11 protein-coding genes are annotated in these 19,446 nt (G+C 43.6%); 5 read left to right on the top strand and 6 right to left on the bottom strand.

Going from position 1 to position 19,446, the window contains the following annotated elements; all coding sequences use genetic code 11:
* Window positions 1–240: 240 nt before the first annotated feature.
* On the bottom strand, window positions 241–699 hold the full coding sequence (locus JWG44_RS15765; protein ID WP_205275969.1) for a peptidylprolyl isomerase: 459 nt from the start codon (window positions 697–699) through the stop codon (window positions 241–243).
* A gap of 190 nt (window positions 700–889) precedes the next feature.
* Between JWG44_RS15765 and JWG44_RS15760 the strand changes: the two genes are divergently transcribed.
* The 4 genes from JWG44_RS15760 to JWG44_RS15745 are packed head-to-tail and all read left to right on the top strand — an operon-like array spanning window position 890 to window position 9,389.
* Window positions 890–3,727 carry an adenylate/guanylate cyclase domain-containing protein gene (locus JWG44_RS15760; RefSeq protein WP_205275968.1) on the top strand — a complete coding sequence of 946 codons (2,838 nt, stop codon included), beginning with the start codon at window positions 890–892 and terminating at the stop codon, window positions 3,725–3,727.
* Window positions 3,711–5,828 (top strand): FecR domain-containing protein, encoded by a 2,118-nt coding sequence (locus JWG44_RS15755; protein ID WP_205275967.1) that lies wholly within the window; start codon window positions 3,711–3,713, stop codon window positions 5,826–5,828. Before JWG44_RS15760 ends, JWG44_RS15755 begins: the two co-directional genes overlap by 17 nt.
* Entirely contained in the window at window positions 5,818–6,966 is a 1,149-nt protein-coding gene (locus JWG44_RS15750) for an LIC11435 family protein (RefSeq protein ID WP_205275966.1), read from the top strand. The genes JWG44_RS15755 and JWG44_RS15750 overlap by 11 nt, the downstream gene beginning before the upstream one ends.
* Window positions 6,967–6,998: 32 nt before the next feature.
* On the top strand, window positions 6,999–9,389 hold the full coding sequence (locus tag JWG44_RS15745; protein ID WP_205275965.1) for a hypothetical protein: 2,391 nt from the start codon (window positions 6,999–7,001) through the stop codon (window positions 9,387–9,389).
* A 36-nt stretch (window positions 9,390–9,425) separates the two neighbouring features.
* Here the strand turns inward: JWG44_RS15745 and JWG44_RS15740 are convergent, their stop codons facing one another.
* Both JWG44_RS15740 and JWG44_RS15735 read right to left on the bottom strand, forming a co-directional pair.
* Window positions 9,426–11,306, bottom strand: a complete 1,881-nt coding sequence (locus JWG44_RS15740; RefSeq protein ID WP_205275964.1) for an ABC-F family ATP-binding cassette domain-containing protein — start codon at window positions 11,304–11,306, stop codon at window positions 9,426–9,428.
* A gap of 46 nt (window positions 11,307–11,352) precedes the next feature.
* Window positions 11,353–12,765, bottom strand: a complete 1,413-nt coding sequence (locus JWG44_RS15735; RefSeq protein WP_205275963.1) for a sensor histidine kinase — start codon at window positions 12,763–12,765, stop codon at window positions 11,353–11,355.
* Window positions 12,766–13,069: 304 nt separating this feature from the next.
* Here JWG44_RS15735 and JWG44_RS15730 point away from each other — a divergent pair, with 304 nt between their 5' ends.
* Window positions 13,070–16,117 (top strand): response regulator, encoded by a 3,048-nt coding sequence (locus JWG44_RS15730; RefSeq protein ID WP_205275962.1) that lies wholly within the window; start codon window positions 13,070–13,072, stop codon window positions 16,115–16,117.
* Here the strand turns inward: JWG44_RS15730 and JWG44_RS15725 are convergent.
* The 3 genes from JWG44_RS15725 to JWG44_RS15715 all read right to left on the bottom strand — a co-directional run bounded on the left by JWG44_RS15725 (window position 16,103) and on the right by JWG44_RS15715 (window position 19,357).
* Window positions 16,103–17,062 (bottom strand): alpha/beta fold hydrolase, encoded by a 960-nt coding sequence (locus JWG44_RS15725; protein ID WP_205275961.1) that lies wholly within the window; start codon window positions 17,060–17,062, stop codon window positions 16,103–16,105. The two genes, JWG44_RS15730 and JWG44_RS15725, sit on opposite strands and share 15 nt — an antisense overlap.
* Before the next feature lie 67 nt (window positions 17,063–17,129).
* Window positions 17,130–17,606, bottom strand: a complete 477-nt coding sequence (locus JWG44_RS15720; protein ID WP_205275960.1) for a cyclic nucleotide-binding domain-containing protein — start codon at window positions 17,604–17,606, stop codon at window positions 17,130–17,132.
* Between the two features lie 83 nt (window positions 17,607–17,689).
* Window positions 17,690–19,357 (bottom strand): sensor histidine kinase, encoded by a 1,668-nt coding sequence (locus tag JWG44_RS15715; RefSeq protein ID WP_205275959.1) that lies wholly within the window; start codon window positions 19,355–19,357, stop codon window positions 17,690–17,692.
* Between the last annotated feature and the right edge of the window lie 89 nt (window positions 19,358–19,446).

Raw genomic sequence — 19,446 nt, 5'->3', positions numbered from 1 at the left:
GGATTTCGTTTCACGGAGGATTGTCGTAGTTCCGACAGATTCTTTTAAAGATTCAGTCCACTTTGTGGGTAAGGTTACGCCCAATCAGGATGGGGCCGCGCGACTTTCACGGAAAGAACGTAGGAGTTCCGACTGATATCCTTAAAAGTATTTTGGATTTTTGAATGGTTCTGAAAGAGGAGAGTTTAGTAAAGAAAACGGGTGTTCACAAAAAAACACCCTTCCTTTAAGAGTAGAGATTTATTCGACAAAGGAAATGGATTCGATCACAACGGTCTTAGTTGGTTTGTCTTGAAAACCGGTTTCCGTCTCCGAAATCGTTTCTACGATATCGGTTCCTTCTGTCACCTTACCAAAAACTGCGTGACGATTGTCCAGATAGAAGTTGTCTCGGACGTTGATAAAAAACTGAGATCCTCCTGTGTTCGGACCGGCGTTTGCCATGGAGAGCGTATATTTCTCGTTTTTCAAATCTTTGTGAAATTCATCTTTAATCTTGTATCCGGGTCCGCCCGTTCCGTTTCCGGTCGGACAACCGCCTTGAATCATAAAATTTTTGATAACTCGGTGAAATGTAAGACCATTGTAAAATCCTTCTTTTGCGAGTTTGATAAAGTTCCCCGCAGTGATCGGAGCCCGTTCTTCGTCTAAGAAGACCGAAAAATTTCCGAAATTTGTCTTAAATACCGCAGTTGCCATGACAGTTTATCCTCTCTTTTAAGAATTCATCTCCACTTTCCGAAACTATAGTATGGCAGAAAGCGATTTCTTGCGAAAATCGAACAAAAACACAGATTTCAGAGATTATAATAGATAAGAGGAAATCCGGTCAAAATAGAATATTCCTCCCAGTGGAATTCTTTTTTTCTGGAATAGAGAACCGTCATTCATGTTAGAAATCAATCATCGTTATCTTCCTTTTGGCACCACCGGGGCGCTCATTTTTATTTCCGGCGCCGAATCCGACGGGAAAACAGGCGCATCCGTCCTGAATGAAGAAATCGGCAAAAAGGAAATCGGAACGATCTGTGTCGTCGCGAGTAAATCGGTTTCCAATCCGGAGACGTTAGACTCCGTTGATCCGTTGGTCGCGATTCTTTCCGTAATTCTTCCTCCCGGTCCCGAGACAAACGACTCGGTCTACGGAGCGTTTCTGAAAATCAAAAAGTTCTTAAAAAGGGGAAATCTTCTTTTTCTCATCGAACCGGATTGTGAAAGCAGATTTCCTTTGTTTCTTTCCAAACTTTTAATCGCGGGAGATCCTTCCATCGACGACAAAGAATTGGAAGATAGAATCTCTCATTTCGGTTATTCATTTCAGGATTCCGATCACGCCGCCTTTCGGAAATTTCTTTCCAGACACAAGGAAGGATCTTCCTTTCACGAACCTCCTCCGGGAGAATTTTCAGTTTCCTCGCAGCTGATCCGAGAAGGTAAAAGAAACTCGGTTCTAAAATACAAAATTCAATACGAACCCGGCGTCGAGAATCTAACCAAGATCAACGCGGTCCCGATCACAGATCCAAATACTTCGACTCGTTCTTATCAATCTCTTGCGATCCACGCGATCGAAATCGAAAACTTGGAAGGAAAAGAGAAGCCGAAGGAATTTGCCGTGCTCGCTCCTTCCATTCCAATTCCGGAAATAAAACAGGAATCGCCTTCGCCGCCGATTTCGGCGGAGCCGGCTAAAATCGAGACAACTCAACCGATAGCGGAAAATTCTCCAAAACCGGAAACAAAAGTAGAATCGACCCCGACAAAATCGGAAGCCGCGCCTACTCCCGCACCTGCGTTAGACGAAACTAAGAAAAAACCCAAGGAAGTAAAACCCGTCGCGGCCGAACCGGAAGTTCCGAAAGAAAAAACGAATCCCGGAGCCAAAACAAAACTTCCTCTTCAGATCAAATTGATGGCGGTCATTTCCCTTTTGATGACCTTGACCGTTTCCACGATCATCTTCTTTGCGTCTTCCGCGTTTCGAGGAGACTCCGAACTTCGAGTTCTTCAGAACAATTTAAATTTAGTGAATATTCTCGGACTCAAGATCAAAACCGATATCAACGACATTCTTTCCAACGGAAAACAGATCGCAAACGCCCTTCACCAGGGAAAGGATGGGATTTCTTTCGCTGATATATTTTTCCAAAACGATCCAGACTTTATTTATGCGGGACTTTTTCAAGTCGTACAAAACAATCCGGCTAAGATCAACGAATTCTTCAACGAACCGTATCTGAGCGAAATCAAATCCTCTCAGAAAGAAATTTCCGATCTTGTTTCCTCGCGCACCAATCTGATTCAAAAATCGATTTTAACCGGCGGTCGAATCGAAAACTTAAGCGCAGACTTTAAGGAGCCGATCTTTGCGATCGCGATCCCTTCTTCTTCCGGTTCCGATCCGAAAGTTTTAGTTTTGATCCTGAGACTCGAAAAATTCTTAAACGCGTTTCAAAAACAGGATATCTCCGAAGTATTTCTCGTAAACGGAGAAGGAGATCTGATAGCACATTCGGATCCGAAACTCCTTCAATCCAACACGAACTTTATGAGCTTACCGATCGTCGAGATGATGGTCAACAGTTCCGAGAACACAAAACAAACCGAATACAAGGATAAGGACGGAAAGTCCTGGTTCGGTTCGTTTCAAAAACTCGGCTTCGGCGGGGGCGCCGTGGTTTCCATCGTTCCCGAAGACAAGGCCTTCGAAGCGGTATATCGGATTCAAAAAACGAATCTTCTCATCATGGGAATCGCTCTTTGTTTGGCGCTCATCATCGTATTCTTCTTTGCTAAAACGATCACAAAACCTATATTAAATCTTTTGCAAGCGACTACCGAAATCGCGAGAGGAAATTTTAAGATCGGGATTCGTTCTTCCACAAGAGACGAAGTCGGTTTGTTAACCGACTACTTTGTGGATATGGGTAAAGGTCTCGAAGAAAGGGAAAAAGTTAAGGACGCTCTCGGAAGGTTCGTAAACAAAGAAATCGCCGAGATGGTTTTAAAACAGGAACTCACCCTCGGCGGAGAAAGAAAGATGTGTGCGATCTTTTTTTCCGATATCCGGAGTTTTACCGCGATTTCCGAAAAACTCGAACCGGAAGAAGTGGTGGAATTCTTAAACGAATACATGACCGAGATGGTCCACTGCGTAAACGAAACGCACGGGATCGTGGACAAGTTTATCGGAGACGCGATTATGGCGACTTGGGGCGCGGCAAAAACCTCGGATCAAGACGCGGAAAACGCGGTCAACGGTGCGCTTATGATGAGGGCAGCGCTTCTTCGTTTTAACCAAGGAAGAGGCGGAGACAAACGACCGATCATCAAAATCGGTTGTGGTCTCAACTACGGCCCCGTGATTGCGGGTCAAATCGGATCGGAACAAAGATTGGAATACACCGTGATCGGAGACGCGGACAACCTCGCTTCCCGCGTCGAGGCTCTTAACAAACCGTTTGGAACCGACGTCCTCATCACGCAGGATATGCTCAATCACGTTTCTCATCTTTTCAACGTCGAAAAGATGCAGTCGATCAAGGTAAAAGGAAAAGAAGAACCGCAGACGATCTACGCGGTTTTAGGAAGAAAGGACGACCCGGATTGTCCGAAATCCGTGGAAGAACTCAGAGCCAAAATAGGAATCGTCTGGGAACCTCCTAAGAAAAAGGAAAGCGGAGACGGCGAACCGGGAGAAGAAGTTAAGTATGAGATACTTGACTGAAGGAAAATACGTAGTCAGCTTTCTGATCGGACTGATCGTCCTCTTTAGTATATTACTGTATCTTCATCTTTACTACGGACAAAAAACCGGGAACAATCCCGAAATCGGAACCATCATCTTTAAGAATAAAAAGGCCCAAAGAAAATACGACTCCGAAGTCGTCTGGGAAGAAATCGAAACTTCGATGAAAGTAAGAAACCGCGACACGGTTCGTACGGACGACGGGGCCGAGGCCGTTTTGGTTTTGAACGACGGAACCGAAATCAAACTCGATCAGAAAAGTATGATCTTTCTCGACTTCTCCGAAAAAAATCTTTCGATCAATTTTGCGTATGGATCCGTATCCGCGAACAAAGACAGCGGAACGGCGCTTATGATCAAAAGTGGAACCGAAACGGTCGAGGTCAACAAAGGCGACTTAAAACTTTCCAAATCGGACGACCAGGCGTTGAATCTGGAAGTTTCGAAAGGAAACGCAAAAGTGATTTCCGGAAATCAGGAATCGAACGTCACAAACAACCAAGCCCTGGAAGTAAAGAATGGGAAAACGGCGATTCGCGCCTTATCGATCTCGCTCAATTCTCCGACCGAAAGAAAATTCATCCAAGCGGATTCTAAATTGGTTCCGGTTGCATTCAGTTGGAACAAAGCGGAATCCGTAAAAGACTATACGTTAGAAATTTCGAATCATCCTAGCTTTTCCAAAAACGTGATCCGCACAAAGGCAAACGGAGTTTCCGCGATCAAGTCCTTGGAAAAAGGAACTTTCTTTTGGAGAATCACCGCGATCCATCCGACGACTCAAAAATCGGAATACAGCGAAACGCGTTCTCTTACGATTTTGGGAGGACTCAAACCCTCCGTTTTCACGCCGACCAAGTCCGAAGAATTTCGATTTACCAATTCTCTTCCGAGTGTGGTTATCCAATGGACTCCTGTCGACTTTACAAAAAGTTATATTTTGGAAATCGCAAAGGACAAGGGTTTTTCCGATGTGATTCTCAACCAAGAAGTCAACGGCACCTTATATCGATGGGATAAAACAAAAGAAGGCGCTTTTTTTGCTCGGGTCACACCAAGGCCTTCGATGTCGGAGCTAAAAGCCAACGTTTCCGATTCGGTCGGATTCTCCATAAAAAAATTGGAAAAACCGGAGCCTCCTTCTTTGAAACGTCCTGCGGATCAGGAAGAAATTTCTCTTAGAAAAATTTCAAAAGAAGGAGCTTTGTTTGTTTGGTCGGCTTCCACCGAGTCCAACGATTATACCCTCGAAATCGCAAACGATTCCGATTTTAAGAATCTGGTCTGGAACAAAAAAACAAACACGACCTCTCTCACCTCGGCTCCGATCTCCAATGCGGGGACTTATTTCTGGAGGGTCAAATCAAACTCTAAGGATGGAGAATCGATTCTTTCCTCATCCAGACAGTTTCGGGTAGCCGCTCTGGAAAATTTGGATCTTTTATACCCTTCTCATCAGCAAGAATTGGGCCATCCATCCAATCATAAATTGACTTTGCGTTGGCAAAGACCGGAGCCCTCGGGTGTTTATAGATTAGAAGTGGCAAAAAATTCCGAATTCACAAACGGACTTATCCGTGAAAACTTCCGTGCTTCCTCCGGGACGATCAACCTTCCTATACCCGGAGAGTACTTTTGGAGGGTTTCTCTCTTGAGCGGTCAAGGTGAGAATTTATTGACGAGCAAGACACAATCGTTTAAAACTTCGGACAACGCTCCTTTTTTAAGTCAGAACAGTCCTGCAACGGAAGAAGTCATCGACATTTCCAACCGAGAGAGTATCGACTTCCGATGGGAATCCGAAGGAAACACGGACGGAGTCTTTTTGGAATTATTCGAAGTGAAAGCGAAGGGAAACAAATCGATTTGGAAACGGGAAATCAAATCGGATTCTTATTCGTTTAAGGATTTTTCTATATTAGAAGAAGGTAAATTTCAATGGAGAATCTCCGCCCAGTATAAGGATAAGAACGGCGCGGTGAAACATACGATTCCCGTTTCCAGAAATTTTGAAATCAAGTTGAGTAAAACGATCCGGCCGCCGGAGATTCTCACACCGAAGGAAATTTATGTGGAATAAAATTTGCAAATGGATTCTTCTCTTTTTTTGTATCTTTTTTTCCTTTTCAGTTTTTGGAGAAGAGGACGCTCAGTATTTAGAGTGGAAGTCAGTTCCCGAAGCAAGCGCTTATATGATTGAAATCAAGGATCCGAGCGGAAGAATCACCCGTGAAAAAACGAAAGCCACAAAATTCGAGGTCAATCTTCCGCCGGGAATCTACGAACACAGGATCGGAGTTCTCAATAAGTTCGGACGTGTTTCCGTGTTTTCGGAATGGAGCGCCTTTGAAGTCATTCTTTCCAGAGCTCCGGTTTTGGACGCTGATTCTTCCATAAAACGTCTTCGCGAAAAGTTAGGAACTCATCTCACTATCAAAGGGGATAATTTTACCGAAGCGATGAACGTTACTCTTCTTCTTCCGAACGGAGAAACGATCAAACCCGAATTTGAATTTATCAATTCGAAAGAAATTAAGATTCGAATCGAAAACCTAAATCTAAAAGACGGAAGTTATACACTTTCTCTGGAAAACCCGAGAAACAAAAAAACTGCGAAACAAGGATTTCTGGTGATCGCCGAAACCGAAAAACAACTCGCGGAAATGGTAAAACAGAACGAAAGGGAAACTCAAGTTTCCTCTTCCGGTTCGATTCAGTTTGGTCCGGCCTGGAGATCGGCAGTCCTCCCGGGCTGGGGTCAGTCCACGCAGGATAAAAAATACAAAAGTTGGATCTTTCCGATTCTGATGGCGGGTGCAGTCGCCTATTCCGCGCAACAGTATAGCGAATACAATTCCAGCCTTGCGGCCTTGGATCAGAGTAAAAATCTCAATCAGTCCCTTTTGCTTTTGGACAATCCGACCTTCATCCCTTTTGCCACCTACAATTATCTTCAGGTTCAGTCCGATTACGGAAACGCGGTCTCTCACTACAATTCTTTTAACATTTCGCTAGGAATTGTGGCCCTCCTCTACTTCCTAAATGTGTCAGATGCGGCATTCGTGAGTCCATCTTCTTCCAAAACGGGGTATTTTGAATCGGAGAAACGAATCGTCCCCTTTTTCAAAACGGGTTCAACAGAAGCTAAAAACGGAGTCAAATCCCCGAACGATTTTTTTCCCACATCTTTTGAATTAGGGATGAAAATATTCTTCTGACCTGAGGTTATTATTTATAGAGTAGGAATTTTGTGTACAAAATAATAGAACAGATTCTCCCCAAACTTGGATGGTTCCTCCTGACTGTTCTGATCTTCCTAACTCAAAATTGTATTCCAAAACCAAACGGAAGTTCTTTAGCGGACACTTCCATTTTAGCAAATTTTATTTCCGTTTCTCAAACTCCGATCGATCTGAAAGTTAAGGTTTCGGGCCTCACAGCGGGAACCCTAGTTTTACAAAATGATTCGGATGAAACCTTATCCATCGCCACAAACGGAGAAACAAAGTTCCCAAACCAAAAGGCTAAATACTCGGCTTATAAAGTTTCAGTCCTGACTCAACCGGATGCGAGCCCCGGTCCGGCAATCCAATGCTCGATCACAAACCCAAACGGAATTTTAGAACCCTTTTTTGCATTTGTGGAAGTTGTCTGTGCCGCAAAAAAGTATCCCGTATCTTTGCAAGTGTTTGGAATTTCCTCTTCGGTCACCGGAAGTCTCCAAGTTCGTAGCGGTTCTGTGGATTCGCTCTCGATCACTTCGGACGGCACTTACGCATTCTCCGCTGAAATCCCGGATCAGTCAGGTTACTCCATTCAAATCCTTTCCCGTCCCCAAGATCATGTTTGCCAATTCGAAACACCGGCTTCTGCCACCGGTGTCATCGCCAATGCCCCGGTGATTCTCAACATAAACTGTTTGAGCGTTACAAACGCGGTCCCCGTAAGTCAAACGGTTCTTAAGACCGCAGACGCGATCAATCTTACCTTTTCCAAAAACGTAACGGGTTGTGTGCTCGACGGGGTCAATACTCCGGCCGGAAATCTCAAATTTTTACAGGCTCCGTCCAACTTGACGTTTCCCGCTTCCAATCAGGTTCGTGTCAACTCCGGTGGAGCTTGGCCGGCGGGAACCGGATTGTATGTTCGTCTGACCGGTTGTACCGATCCGGGAACGGGAAAGGCTTACAACAACGGAACTCCGTTGCTCTTTACATATACCGTCACCAACGAAGTAAAATACGTGATCCCATCCGGATTACCGGCGGGTTTGTGTGATACGGTGGCGAACGCCTGTTCTTCGATTCGGTACGCGATCACCACTTGTGCCGCGGTGCCTTGTTTTGTTTTGGTAGCCGGTGGAACCTATTCGATTTCGGATAACGCAACGGAAAGGATCGAACTTAGAGACGGTGTAAATCTTTTAGGCGCTTTTAATTCCACGTTCACCCAAAGAAACGTAAATTCGTTTCCTTCGACGATCCAGGACATTTCTCCTTTTGGCAATTGCGGAGCGGTCGAAGGAAATACCTGTACCCCGATCTTTATCGGAGCTCCTCTCGCGAATTTGACGGCGAATATCTTAATCAACCAATTTACGATTCGATCCAATCCGAACAACCCTTGGTCGACGGGTGTTTTTCTAAACGGCGTCAATACGGGAGTGAATCAAGCGATTATCGCGGGCAACGTGATTCAAGGAACCGATTCCGGCAGCGCTTATGCGGTGGGAACCGTTCGTTCCGCTATCGCGTCTTACGGAATTTCTCCCAATCTCAATATCTCCTATAACTACATTCTCGGAGGATCCGGAAACAGCGGGTCCGCGGGTATCCATATAAACAACAGCGTCGGAGTGATTTTTGCAAACTGGATCAACGGAAATTCGCACGTAGGAGCAACCGCCGGCGACTTCTCGACTGCAATCTTTGCGAGAAACCTTACGGCCGCACAATCTTTGGCGATCGCGAATAACGTGATCAATTCCTATCATCTGACCGGAACCCCCGCCGTAATGCCCGCAAATACTTCGGGAATTCGAACCCTCAATGTAAACGCGACAAACGTTCATATCATTCACAATACCATTTTCGGCGGAATCGGAACCGTAGATTCTTTCGGGATCGATTCTCTCGGATTGGGCGTAGAACATAAAATCGCAAACAATCAGATCTTTGCCAATCCGAGCGCAACCAATTCGATTTGTCTGAACTTTACTCCTCTTCCGGGTGCGAGTGCGGAAGTCAAAGGAAACAATCTGTTCAACTGTTCGATCCTGGGAAAAACCCCGGCCTTTAATTTCGGTCTTACTTGTTTAGGAAATCCCGGCCCTCTCAGAAATGCGGCCTGCACTACCGATATCGCGGCAGGAGTAAACGCGCAGAACTTCAGCGGAAACCCATTCTTCTTACCCGCAACCGGAATTTTGAATTACTTTCAGTTGGGCGGAGGAGCTTCTCCTTCCGCGTGCGCGTCCGTTTACGGAGGTTTGGACCCGCTCTATGCGCCTTATTTGACTTTGTATCAAAACGACAAAAACGGAAACGCCCGTACCACAAACGTCACTCCGGCCTTTCCCGTTCCATTGGGTTCGTTCGGCTATTCGATCGGCGCGTATGAATTCAACGGGGTTTGTCAATAACCCGTCCGCCTCAGATCTTTTTTTGACTTCGTCTTTTTAGAGTAAGTTTTGTAATTCTTCCCAACGTTCGAGTTTTGCGGGAAGAATCGAATGAATTTCCGTGAGACGATTTCCGGAAGTTACGAGATCTTCGGGTTTTCCGGTTCCGGATTGAAGAATTTTCGTCAAACCCTGCTCCTCTTTTTCCAGAACCGCGATCTCCTCTTCCAAGGAGTCCAATTCTTTTTTCTGTTGAAAGTTGAGTCCTTTTTTGGAGACCTTTTGTTTTTCGGGTTCGGCTTCCTTGATTGCGATTTCCGGGACTTTTTTATCCTTCTGCTTATTTAGATAATTCTTATATTCTAAATATTCGGAATAGTTGCCTGGGAATTTTTCGATCACTCCGTTTCCCTGGAAGACAAAAAGATAATCCACGGTTCGATCCATAAAATACCGATCGTGGGAAACGACCAGGATACAACCTCCGTATTCCGAAAGAAATTCTTCCAAAACCGAAAGAGTTCGTATGTCTAAGTCGTTTGTAGGTTCGTCGAGAATGAGAAAGTTCGGGTTGGACATCAGAATCGAAACAAGATAAAGTCTTCTTTTTTCTCCACCCGAAAGATTTCGGATGAAGTTCGCCTGAAGCCTCCCGTCAAAAAGAAAAAGTTCCAGCATGTCGGCCGCGCTGAGGATCGAACCGTCGCTCATCTTTACGGAGACTCCGCATTCTTTTTTGATATATTCAATAACCCGCATGTCCCCTGAAAGTTCTCGGGAGACTTGATCGAAATAACCGAAACTCGTATTCATCCCGACGCTCACGTCTCCGGAATCGGGAGTTTCTCTTCCCGTAATCAAGTTGAGCAAGGTGGATTTGCCGGCTCCGTTAGGACCGACGACTCCGATTCTTTCTCCATTCTTAAACGTATAAGAAAAACCTCCGATCAGGGGGGACTTGTAGGACTTCGTCAGATTCTTCAATTCAAGAATTTTTTTACCAAGCCTTCTACCCGAGACCGAAAAATCCAAAACGATTTCTTTTCCGGTTTTTTTCCGATTCATCACTTCGAGGGCGCGATCGGTTCTACCTTTTTGTTTGGTTCCTCTCGCTTTAGGTTGTCTTCGCAACCACTCCAATTCTTTTTTGAGAAATCGTTTTTCCTTATGTTCGGTTTTTTCTTTTATGATTTCGGCTTCGGCTTTTTTTTCGAGATAGAATCCGAAGTTTCCGGGAAAAGAAAATAAATTTCCGTTCTCAAGTTCGATGATTCGATCCGTCACCTCTTCCAAAAAATAACGATCGTGGGTTACGAGTAAAACGGCCTTTTTGGTTTCGGTCAGATAATCCTGGAGCCATACGATCGTATCCACGTCCAAGTGGTTGGTCGGTTCGTCGAGGACAAGAAGATTAGATTCTTCGATCAGAGTTTGAACCAGGGCGACTTTTTTGAGCATCCCGCCGGAAAGAGAATTCATCTTCAAAGAAAGATCGGGAAGATCCAATTCTTTTAGGAGGGAACGAAACCAGGCTTCGAGTTCCCAAGCGCCGAGACGATCCATCTCCTGCATGATTTTTTCGTATTCTCTTTCAATCTCGGGATCTCCCGATCCGAGTTTTTCACAAAGGTCTTCGTAGGTTCGAATCGTTCCAAGGATCGGACTTTTGCTGGAAAAGATATGCTCTAAGATCGTATGTTCCGGATCGTAAACGGGCGACTGCGAAAGGACCGCGATCTGAAGAATTTTATTTTTGAGAATCTGCCCCGAATCGGGAACGTCCAGACCCGCGAGCATTTTGAGAAGAGTCGATTTACCGGAACCGTTGATTCCTAAAATTCCGATCTTTTCTCCTTCGTTGATACCAAAACTGATTTGATTAAAAAGGACTTTTTCACCGATCTCTTTCGAGATCTTATCTACGGAAATTAAATTCATGGGACAGTTGCAGAGTCCTTATGAGAACGTAAGAGGACAAGTGTTTTTAAACTTTAAATTGAACCTGAAACCGAGTTCCCTTTCCGTCTACGGGCGGCAAAAACAAAGATTTACCTCGAAGTTGTCTGGAAAGAATTTCGACAAGTCTTAAGCCCAGAGATTCCGATTTGGAAAGATCAAAATTTTCGGGCATACCGATTCCGTTGTCGCTGACTTCCAAAAAGGATTCCCCGCCGTCGGTTCTGAGTTTTACGGAGATCATTCCCTGACTTCCGTTTTGAAACGCGTATTTCAAAGAATTTGTGACGAGTTCGTTTACGATCAAACCGAGAGGAATCGCGGTTTCGATAGAAACAAAATTCGGCTTGGAAGAAATTCTAAATTCCACCTTCTTTTCCTTTCCAAAAGAATGAAGAAGACTTACAAGGAGAGTATTTAGATAATCATAAAAATCAATTTTTGTAATATTCTCGGACTGATAGAGTTCCTTATGAATCAAGGCCATCGATTGGATTCTGCGTTCGCATTCGCGGAGAATCTGAGAAATTTTTTCGTTATCCGAATGTTCAGCCTGGAGCCCCAAAAGACTCGCCACCACTTGAAGATTGTTTTTTACACGATGATGAATCTCCTTCAACATCACTTCTTTTTCTTCCAGGGTTTTTTTGAGTTTTTCCTCCCCTCGTTTTCTTTCTGTGATGTCTCGGATGATCTGAGTCGCTCCGATCAGATTATGTGAAGCGTCTCGAATCGAGCTATAACTGATTTCTAAAATCGCGACGTCTTGGACAAAACCTCTCATCGTCCTTTCCGTCGTATAAACTTCTCCTCGCAAAGCCCGGCTCCAGTTTTCGATGACCACGCTCCTTTCCAAAGGATCGAAAATTAAGTCGGGTAACAAATTCCCTTCTTCGATTTTTTTACCGTAGAGTTTCCAGAAGTTGAGTTCAAAGGAAGAATTAAAAGCGATCACCCGAAAGTTGATATCCACCGCGCAGATCGAATCCTTCGTACCTTCGATCACACCGAGGAGACGATCCCTCGTAACCTGAAGTTTGGAACGTAACCTTTCAAGTTCCAATTCCACTCGTTTTCTAGTATTGATATCTCGAATAATCACTTGAACATACTGACGTCCGCTTTCAAAAAAAGCAGTGGCGAGCACTTCCACAAAAAGAGTAGAGCCGTCTTTTCGAATAAATTCTTCTTCCAGAATTCCGACGCCGGAACCCTCTTTGCTCATTTTATGAATCCGTTCTTTCACAACACCTTGTGATCTCTGGTGCACAAACTGGAGAACCGGTTTCCCTATGATTTCGTCTAACGAATCATACCCCAACATCTTGAGGAGAGCCGGATTGGCTCGGAGAATTTTGCCTTCGGAATGGACGGCGAGCCCGTCCCTAGAAAGATCGAAAAGGAGTCCGTAACGTTCTTCTGTGATGGGGATGGGTTCCATGTTTTTAAGTCAATACCAAGGAGACTGAGGGAAGTCAATCAAACCGAGACAGAGATCCTTTCTCATATTATCAAACAGAATGAAATTCACCCCAAAATGAAAAAAGGAATTCTTGTTTTCAAATATAAAAAATTCGAAACAATCCTAAAAAATTAAGAGAACGTTTCCGGATGTCCTTTTTCCACAATGTTTTTTGAATTGTGTAGAATCAAAGTATACTCGGTATTTTTGCTTTTATTTTGCTTGTTTAGTGATCCAATTCATTCAATTATACTACTCTTTTATCTTTAATTATAGAACGCAAATGACTCATTTCGGATCGGAATCAAACTTTTTACTTCTCAATTCCTTGGGAGAAACGGTTACCTGGCATTTTAATCCCGAGTGGGAGGAATTTTCGGCGAATCTAGAAAAAGCCGCAAAGCCGGCGGATTGGGCCTGGGTTCAACCTCAGGAGTGGATTTCCTTTTGGGAAGAAGCGCGAACAAATGAGAATTCCAAAATCGCCAAGGAACTGCAGTATCGCACAAAGGAAGGAAAGATATTCTACGTATCCCTTCAGATTTTTTCTGTGGAAAATAGACACAAACTGATCCTTTTTTCCAAAAACTCTTGGATCGAAGAATCGAGTATTTTCTCTCAGGACACAGAACTCAGATCGATGATCTTCCAAAGGTCGGCTAACGCGATCTTTCTTTTGAATCCGGAAACGGATTGTGTGATCGAAAACAATCAGACCGCGATTCAATCCTTTGGAGCGGAATCCGCTTCCGATTTTATAGGAATTCCTTTTACGTCACTTCTCGTCGACGGATTTTCTCTTTTGGATTTTCAGTCGATGAGAAAGAAAGTTTTCGAGGGAGAACCTTACACTTGGGAAGCGGAATTCAAAACGTTTGATCGGAAAAAATTTTGGGGAAGCGCCTCGTTCCGGATTTTGACCTCCAGACTTCATAAAGTAGTTCTCGTTCAGATCAAGGATATTACGGACAAAGTCAACTCACGAAATTCCCTGATAGAACAATCTGTCAAAATCGCGGAACACGAAGCAAATCTAAACGCCGTAGTCGAAAATTCAGACGCAATGATCTGGTCGATCAACAAAAATTACGAAATTCTTATATTCAATTCCTCTTTTTATCGGGAAATGAAAAAAACATTTAATCTTGAGATTTCCACGGGTACTAACATCTTTGAAGCGGGAATTCCGGAGGAAGAGATTCAAAGATGGAAAGGCTATTACCAACGAGCTTTTTCTGGAGAACGTTTTCAAATCGCAGGTTCCAGATCTCGCCAAAACGGAATCGTATTTACTGAAACCTTTTTTAATCCGATTAAAAATTCGGCAAACGACATTATGGGAGTGAGCGCGTTTTCAGTAGACATCACTGAAAAAAAGTTGGCGGAAGAAAAATTCAAACTTCTTTTCGAACATTCGAGCGAACCCCACGTACTGTATGACGATTCCGGAATTTTCGAATGTAATCCGGCGACCTTAAACATGCTTCGGTGCGAAGATAAAAATCAGATCTTGGGTAAACATCCTTCTTATTTTGCAGCCGAAAAACAATCCGACGGAATACGCGGAGACGAAACCGAAACTATCGCCCGCAGAAGGGGAGTTTATACGTTTGAAAGAAACTACAGACGTTGTAACGGAGAGGAATTCCCGACCGAAATCACTCTGACCCCGATGAAGATGTATCAGAAAAACGTTTTTCTGGCCGTTTGGCACGAAATCACCGAAAGAAAAGTATATGAGGATTCTCTAAAGCGCGCCAAAGAAACCGCGGAGGCGGCGTCCAAAGCGAAGTCGGATTTTCTGGCGATGATGAGTCACGAAATCAGAACCCCGCTCAACGGCGTGATCGGAACCGTAAGTCTTTTGGAAGGCACCTCGTTAAACCTGGAACAAAAAGAATATCTGGACATCATCAAGTCCAGCGGGCAAAATTTATTAATTTTATTAAACGACATCTTGGATCTTTCCCGTATAGAATCCGGACAACTCAAACTCGAGATGCAACCCGTTTCTCCGCAAAAACTGAGCGAAGAAGTTTGTAATCTTTTCCGTCCCATGGCGGAGGAAAAGGGCCTAATCGTTGAATGCAAAATTTCATCCTCGGTTCCAAACTGGATCATTTCCGATCCTTATCGTTTGAGACAGATTCTTATGAATCTTTTAGGAAACTCGATTAAGTTTACCGAAAAAGGAAAAATCGTTCTTTTTGTGGACTCAGAGAAATTTCCGAACGATAAACTAAGAATCGTCTTTCGACTACAAGATACCGGAATCGGGATTCCGGAAGAAAAATTAGAACTTTTATTCAAAGCTTTCAGCCAAGTAGATTCTTCCACTACGAGAAGATACGGAGGTTCGGGTCTCGGACTGACAATCAGCAAAAAGTTGGCGGAGTTGATGAAAGGAGAGATCATCGTAAGAAGCGAGGTCGGACGAGGTTCGGAGTTCACCCTTTCCATCATCAGCGAAAGACTGGACTATAAAATTCCGGTCGGAGTTTTAGAATTACATTCCAAAAACCTGGCTAAAATCGCGGTAGTTTCGATTCAGGACTACGCGTTCAAAGAACAGATCAAAAAATTCTGCGAAAGAAACGGCTTTTTGGTTAAACTCGCCCGAAACGCGAAAGAAACGATCCGGATCATCTCCGAAGAGGAAAGAATCGGAATTTTTCTCACGGATCTAAATCTTTCGGATATGAATCTTCCGGAAATTTTGGACGAACTCAAAAATCGAACGCCGAATATTAAACTTACGATCATCCTTTTTATGGAAAACGGACTACAAAGTTCTTATCATCATGTGACACAGGGCCTTTTCAATCGACCCGGTTTTAAAATATTCATGATGTTTAAACCGATTCTTTTGGACGAACTGAGCAGAAATTTTGAAAAGGCGTTCCCCACTCGAACTTCGAAAGAAGAACAAACGAGCGAAAAAGAAAAAACTCTCTCCGAAAGAATTCCTCTCAAAATTCTTTTGGTCGAAGACAACGTGATCAATCAAAAAATCGCGATCCGACTTTTGAGTAAACTCGGTTATTCAGTCGACACTGCGAATAACGGCGTCGAGGCCTTATCAAGTCTCAAAAACCAATTCTATCAATTGATTTTTATGGACATCCAAATGCCAGAGATGGACGGATTTGAAACAACCTATCATATCAGAAAAGATTTCACAAATCCGAATCCGGTGATCGTCGCGATGACTGCGAACGCGATGGAAGGAGACAAGGAAAAATGTATCGACGCTGGTATGGACGCCTATATCGCAAAGCCGATTCAAATTCAAGATATTGAATCTACGATCTCGCATTTATTTCAATCCTGAAGATAAATCCGTTTCTCCTTTTAAAAATTTTGAGTAAATCTCGGCGGTCTCGCCCGGTCTTTCCAGCATCGGGCTATGACCGCAATCTTTTAGGATCACTCGAGTCGAATTTCGAATCCCTTTTAACAAAACGTCCGAAGAACTGATATGAATGACCCGATCCGTATCCCCCCAAACGATTAACGTTCTTGTCTGAATCAATTTCATTCTCTCTTCCAATACGGACGGCTGGGAACGGATTTCTTTGTAGATCTTTTCGTTAAATTCCCGATTTCGAATCGACTTGTCCGAAAAATATCCCTTTAAAAAGGAAGGAATTGTCGGCGGTTTTACAAAGATAAAGTTCATCAAATAATCGAATTCTTCATTATTGTTCGCAACGAGAGGATTTTTTCCTTTGGAAAGATGAACCGAAAACTCACTTGGAATCGGAGACTTTACTCCTGCGGAATCAAAAAGTCCAAGCGTTAGAATTTTATCCGGAAACGTAGCCGTGTAAACTCCAGAGATCGAACCTCCCATCGAATTGCCGATGATATGGAATTTACTCAAGCCTAAGGCTTTTGCAAATTCATCCAAACGAGCAACCTGAGTGAGAATCGAATATTCGTCTTCGGGCTTTCGGTCATTCTCTCCAAAACCGGGAAGATCCGGAAGGACGACGTGATACGATCCCGTAAGAGTTCTTACAAAACGAGTCCAGTTGTCCTTATCTCCGCCGAATCCGTGGATCAAAAGGATCGTCTCCCCTTTGCCGCCTTCGAGATAAGTCCATCTGTAAGAGCCAACTTGAATTTCTTTTTTTTCTAAGCCCGACTGAAAACGTTCGTAATAAAGAGCGGAAGAAACAAGGGCCGCCGAACAGGAGTAAAACGACAGCGTAAGCGAGATTAAAACAAGGAAGACTATCGTTGAGCGGGTGAAAAGACGCGCGGAAAATTTCATTCTTATTGTCCTTATCTTACCCGAAAAACGGACTGGATCCGATTTTCGAATCCAGTCCGTTTAATAATCAGATCGTAAATCGTTTTCTCAGTTCTCTCGCGTAAGTCAAATCGTGAGTGAGCATTCTCAAACGTTTCGCCAAAAAATGAGAGATTGATTGATAGAATTTTAAAGACGCCTTTGCGTCCTTCGCGAATATATCGTTGAGATGATCGTATGGAATTCTTAAAAGTTCCGATCTTTCCATCGCTTCCACCGAAGCTGATCGTTTTCCCGGATCTAAAAACGGAAGTTCTCCGAAATGATCTCCAGTCGCTATGGTCGTTACGTTTACGTCGTCTCCTTTTTCCGTAGAGGTTAGCACCTTTAACGTGCCGTAGATGACCACAAAAAACGCCTTGGCTTCGTTGCCTTCGTGAAAGACGGCGTCGCCTTGTTCGTATACTTTATATTCCGTCTTCTCCGCAATCGAACTCAATTCGTCTTCCGTAAAATTGGAAAATAGATAAATCTGTTTTAGAATTTCTTCTTTTGTATGTTGCATAATATTTCCCGAAATGCGAGTGTAATTCCCAGTTTAAATAATGCAAGCAGGTTCCACAGCCTATCCATCATTACAACCAAATTTCATTCCTTCCAACCGTCAAAAAGCATCCGAAGAAAAAAACCTTTTTCGGTCTTGAAAGAAAGTTTCGCGTGCAGTTGTTGAGAAAGCATATCGATCAATTTTAGACCGAGTCCGTTCTGCAAGTTTTGCGCCTGATCCATATCGAAACCGATTCCGGTGTCTCTATATCCCAACTCCACCTGTTCGTTAGTTTTTTTTAATTCCAAAAAAATCTCTCCGTTCTTTTGATCCTCAAACGCGTATTTTAAGGAATTGGTAAGGAGTTCGTTGAGAATCAAACCGATCGGAATCGCACGGTCGATGGACATAAAAAAAGAATCCTCCAGATCGTGAATTCGAATCTTCTCGGATTGACCGTAAATCGAAAGCAGATTGGAAGAAAGGGAAAAATAATAACTCTTGAGATCCACTTTCGCAAGATCGTCCGAACGATAGAGTTCTTCGTGAACGAGAGCCATCGACTTAACCCGCAGCTCGCATTCCCGCAAAACCTTTTGTAAATAGGAATCCTCGTTAAATTCGGAATGAAGACTCAAAAGACTCGAAACGATCTGAAGATTGTTTTTTACACGATGATGAATCTCTTGCAACATCAGTTCTTTTTCTTTTAAAGAATTCTCCATTCTTTCTTGAATCAGTTTTCTTTCCCGGATGTCTCGAATGACGGCAAGAAGACGTCCGTTTTCCAGACGGACCGCGTTGATCTCTACCGGAATCTTAGTTCCGTCCGCGCGACGGATCACCCTTTCCCGAATGAGCGTCGTTCCCTCCTCCAAGTCGAGATTGAGGGGGAGTTTTAAAAGATTGTCCGAATCGATCATATCGAATGCGGTCATCCCAAGCATCCGCTCTTTGGAATAACCGGTAAGTTCCGAAGACATCGGATTGGCTTCTTCGATGATCCCTTCGGGTCCGATCAAAACGATTCCATCCGCCGCGAGTTCTATCAGATTTCTATATTTTTTTTCGCTGACGGCCCTTGCTTCCAAGGCGCGGTTTCTTTCGGTAACGTCGTGAATGATAGAATAAAGATAGGTTTTATTGTTTAAGGAAATGGGTCCGGAAAAAACCTCAACGTCTCGATGGATTCCGGATTTCAGTCGATGAATAAAATTGAAGTGGAGTCTGTTTTCGGAACTTGCGAGTAACATTTCAGTTTTGATCTGTTCCGGATTTAGAATATTGAGATCGCTGATTCTCAGTTTTAGAAATTCCTCTCGGGAGTATCCGTAAAACTCGAGGGCGGATTCGCTTACGTTTATGATACTTCCCGTTTCAACGTCTATGATGAGTTTGATCGCAAGATTCTTATGAAAAATTTGAAAGAACAAGTCCTCGATTTTTTTTTCGAATTGGAAATGAAAGATACGAAAAAGATAGAAGTCTTCGTTTAACAATTCTATGGAGCCTTCCAGAGAAATTTCCCGTTCTTTTGAATCCAAAAAAATCAAACTTCCCCTCCAGGGAAAATTCCGACTCTGAAATGAACTCCAATCCCGGATCAGTTTAGAAGCCGTGAGAGTTTCCAAATTCGGATAACCTAGACTTTCGATCAGATTGGAATCCGCGCTCAGAATTTCCCCGTTTTTGCGAAGAAGCAGATTCCATTGGATGGGAAATTCCCCCTTAGGATTCAAGGTTGCATTGATTTGTCGATTTGGACTCATGAGAACGGAATCCTTACAGTGACTCCCTTTCTATAATCCTGCAATTGAAAATTCAAATGAGACATCGGTTGCAAGGCTAAAATCATCTC

The sequence above is a fragment of the Leptospira ainazelensis genome, from assembly GCF_016918785.1.
GTDB lineage: Bacteria > Spirochaetota > Leptospiria > Leptospirales > Leptospiraceae > Leptospira > Leptospira ainazelensis.
The sequence above is the reverse complement of the archived record's forward strand: the minus strand, read 5'-3'. Positions and strand labels throughout refer to the sequence as shown.

Excerpts from the sequence above, each read along its gene's own strand:
- JWG44_RS15750 (WP_205275966.1), top strand. The coding sequence starts at position 5,818 with ATGTGGAATAAAATTTGCAAATGGATTCTTCTCTTTTTTTGTATCTTT.
- JWG44_RS15765 (WP_205275969.1), bottom strand. The coding sequence starts at position 699 with ATGGCAACTGCGGTATTTAAGACAAATTTCGGAAATTTTTCGGTCTTC.
- JWG44_RS15760 (WP_205275968.1), top strand. The coding sequence starts at position 890 with ATGTTAGAAATCAATCATCGTTATCTTCCTTTTGGCACCACCGGGGCG.
- JWG44_RS15730 (WP_205275962.1), top strand. The coding sequence starts at position 13,070 with ATGACTCATTTCGGATCGGAATCAAACTTTTTACTTCTCAATTCCTTG.
- JWG44_RS15755 (WP_205275967.1), top strand. The coding sequence starts at position 3,711 with ATGAGATACTTGACTGAAGGAAAATACGTAGTCAGCTTTCTGATCGGA.
- JWG44_RS15720 (WP_205275960.1), bottom strand. The coding sequence starts at position 17,606 with ATGCAACATACAAAAGAAGAAATTCTAAAACAGATTTATCTATTTTCC.
- JWG44_RS15740 (WP_205275964.1), bottom strand. The coding sequence starts at position 11,306 with ATGAATTTAATTTCCGTAGATAAGATCTCGAAAGAGATCGGTGAAAAA.
- JWG44_RS15725 (WP_205275961.1), bottom strand. The coding sequence starts at position 17,062 with ATGAAATTTTCCGCGCGTCTTTTCACCCGCTCAACGATAGTCTTCCTT.
- JWG44_RS15735 (WP_205275963.1), bottom strand. The coding sequence starts at position 12,765 with ATGGAACCCATCCCCATCACAGAAGAACGTTACGGACTCCTTTTCGAT.
- JWG44_RS15715 (WP_205275959.1), bottom strand. The coding sequence starts at position 19,357 with ATGAGTCCAAATCGACAAATCAATGCAACCTTGAATCCTAAGGGGGAA.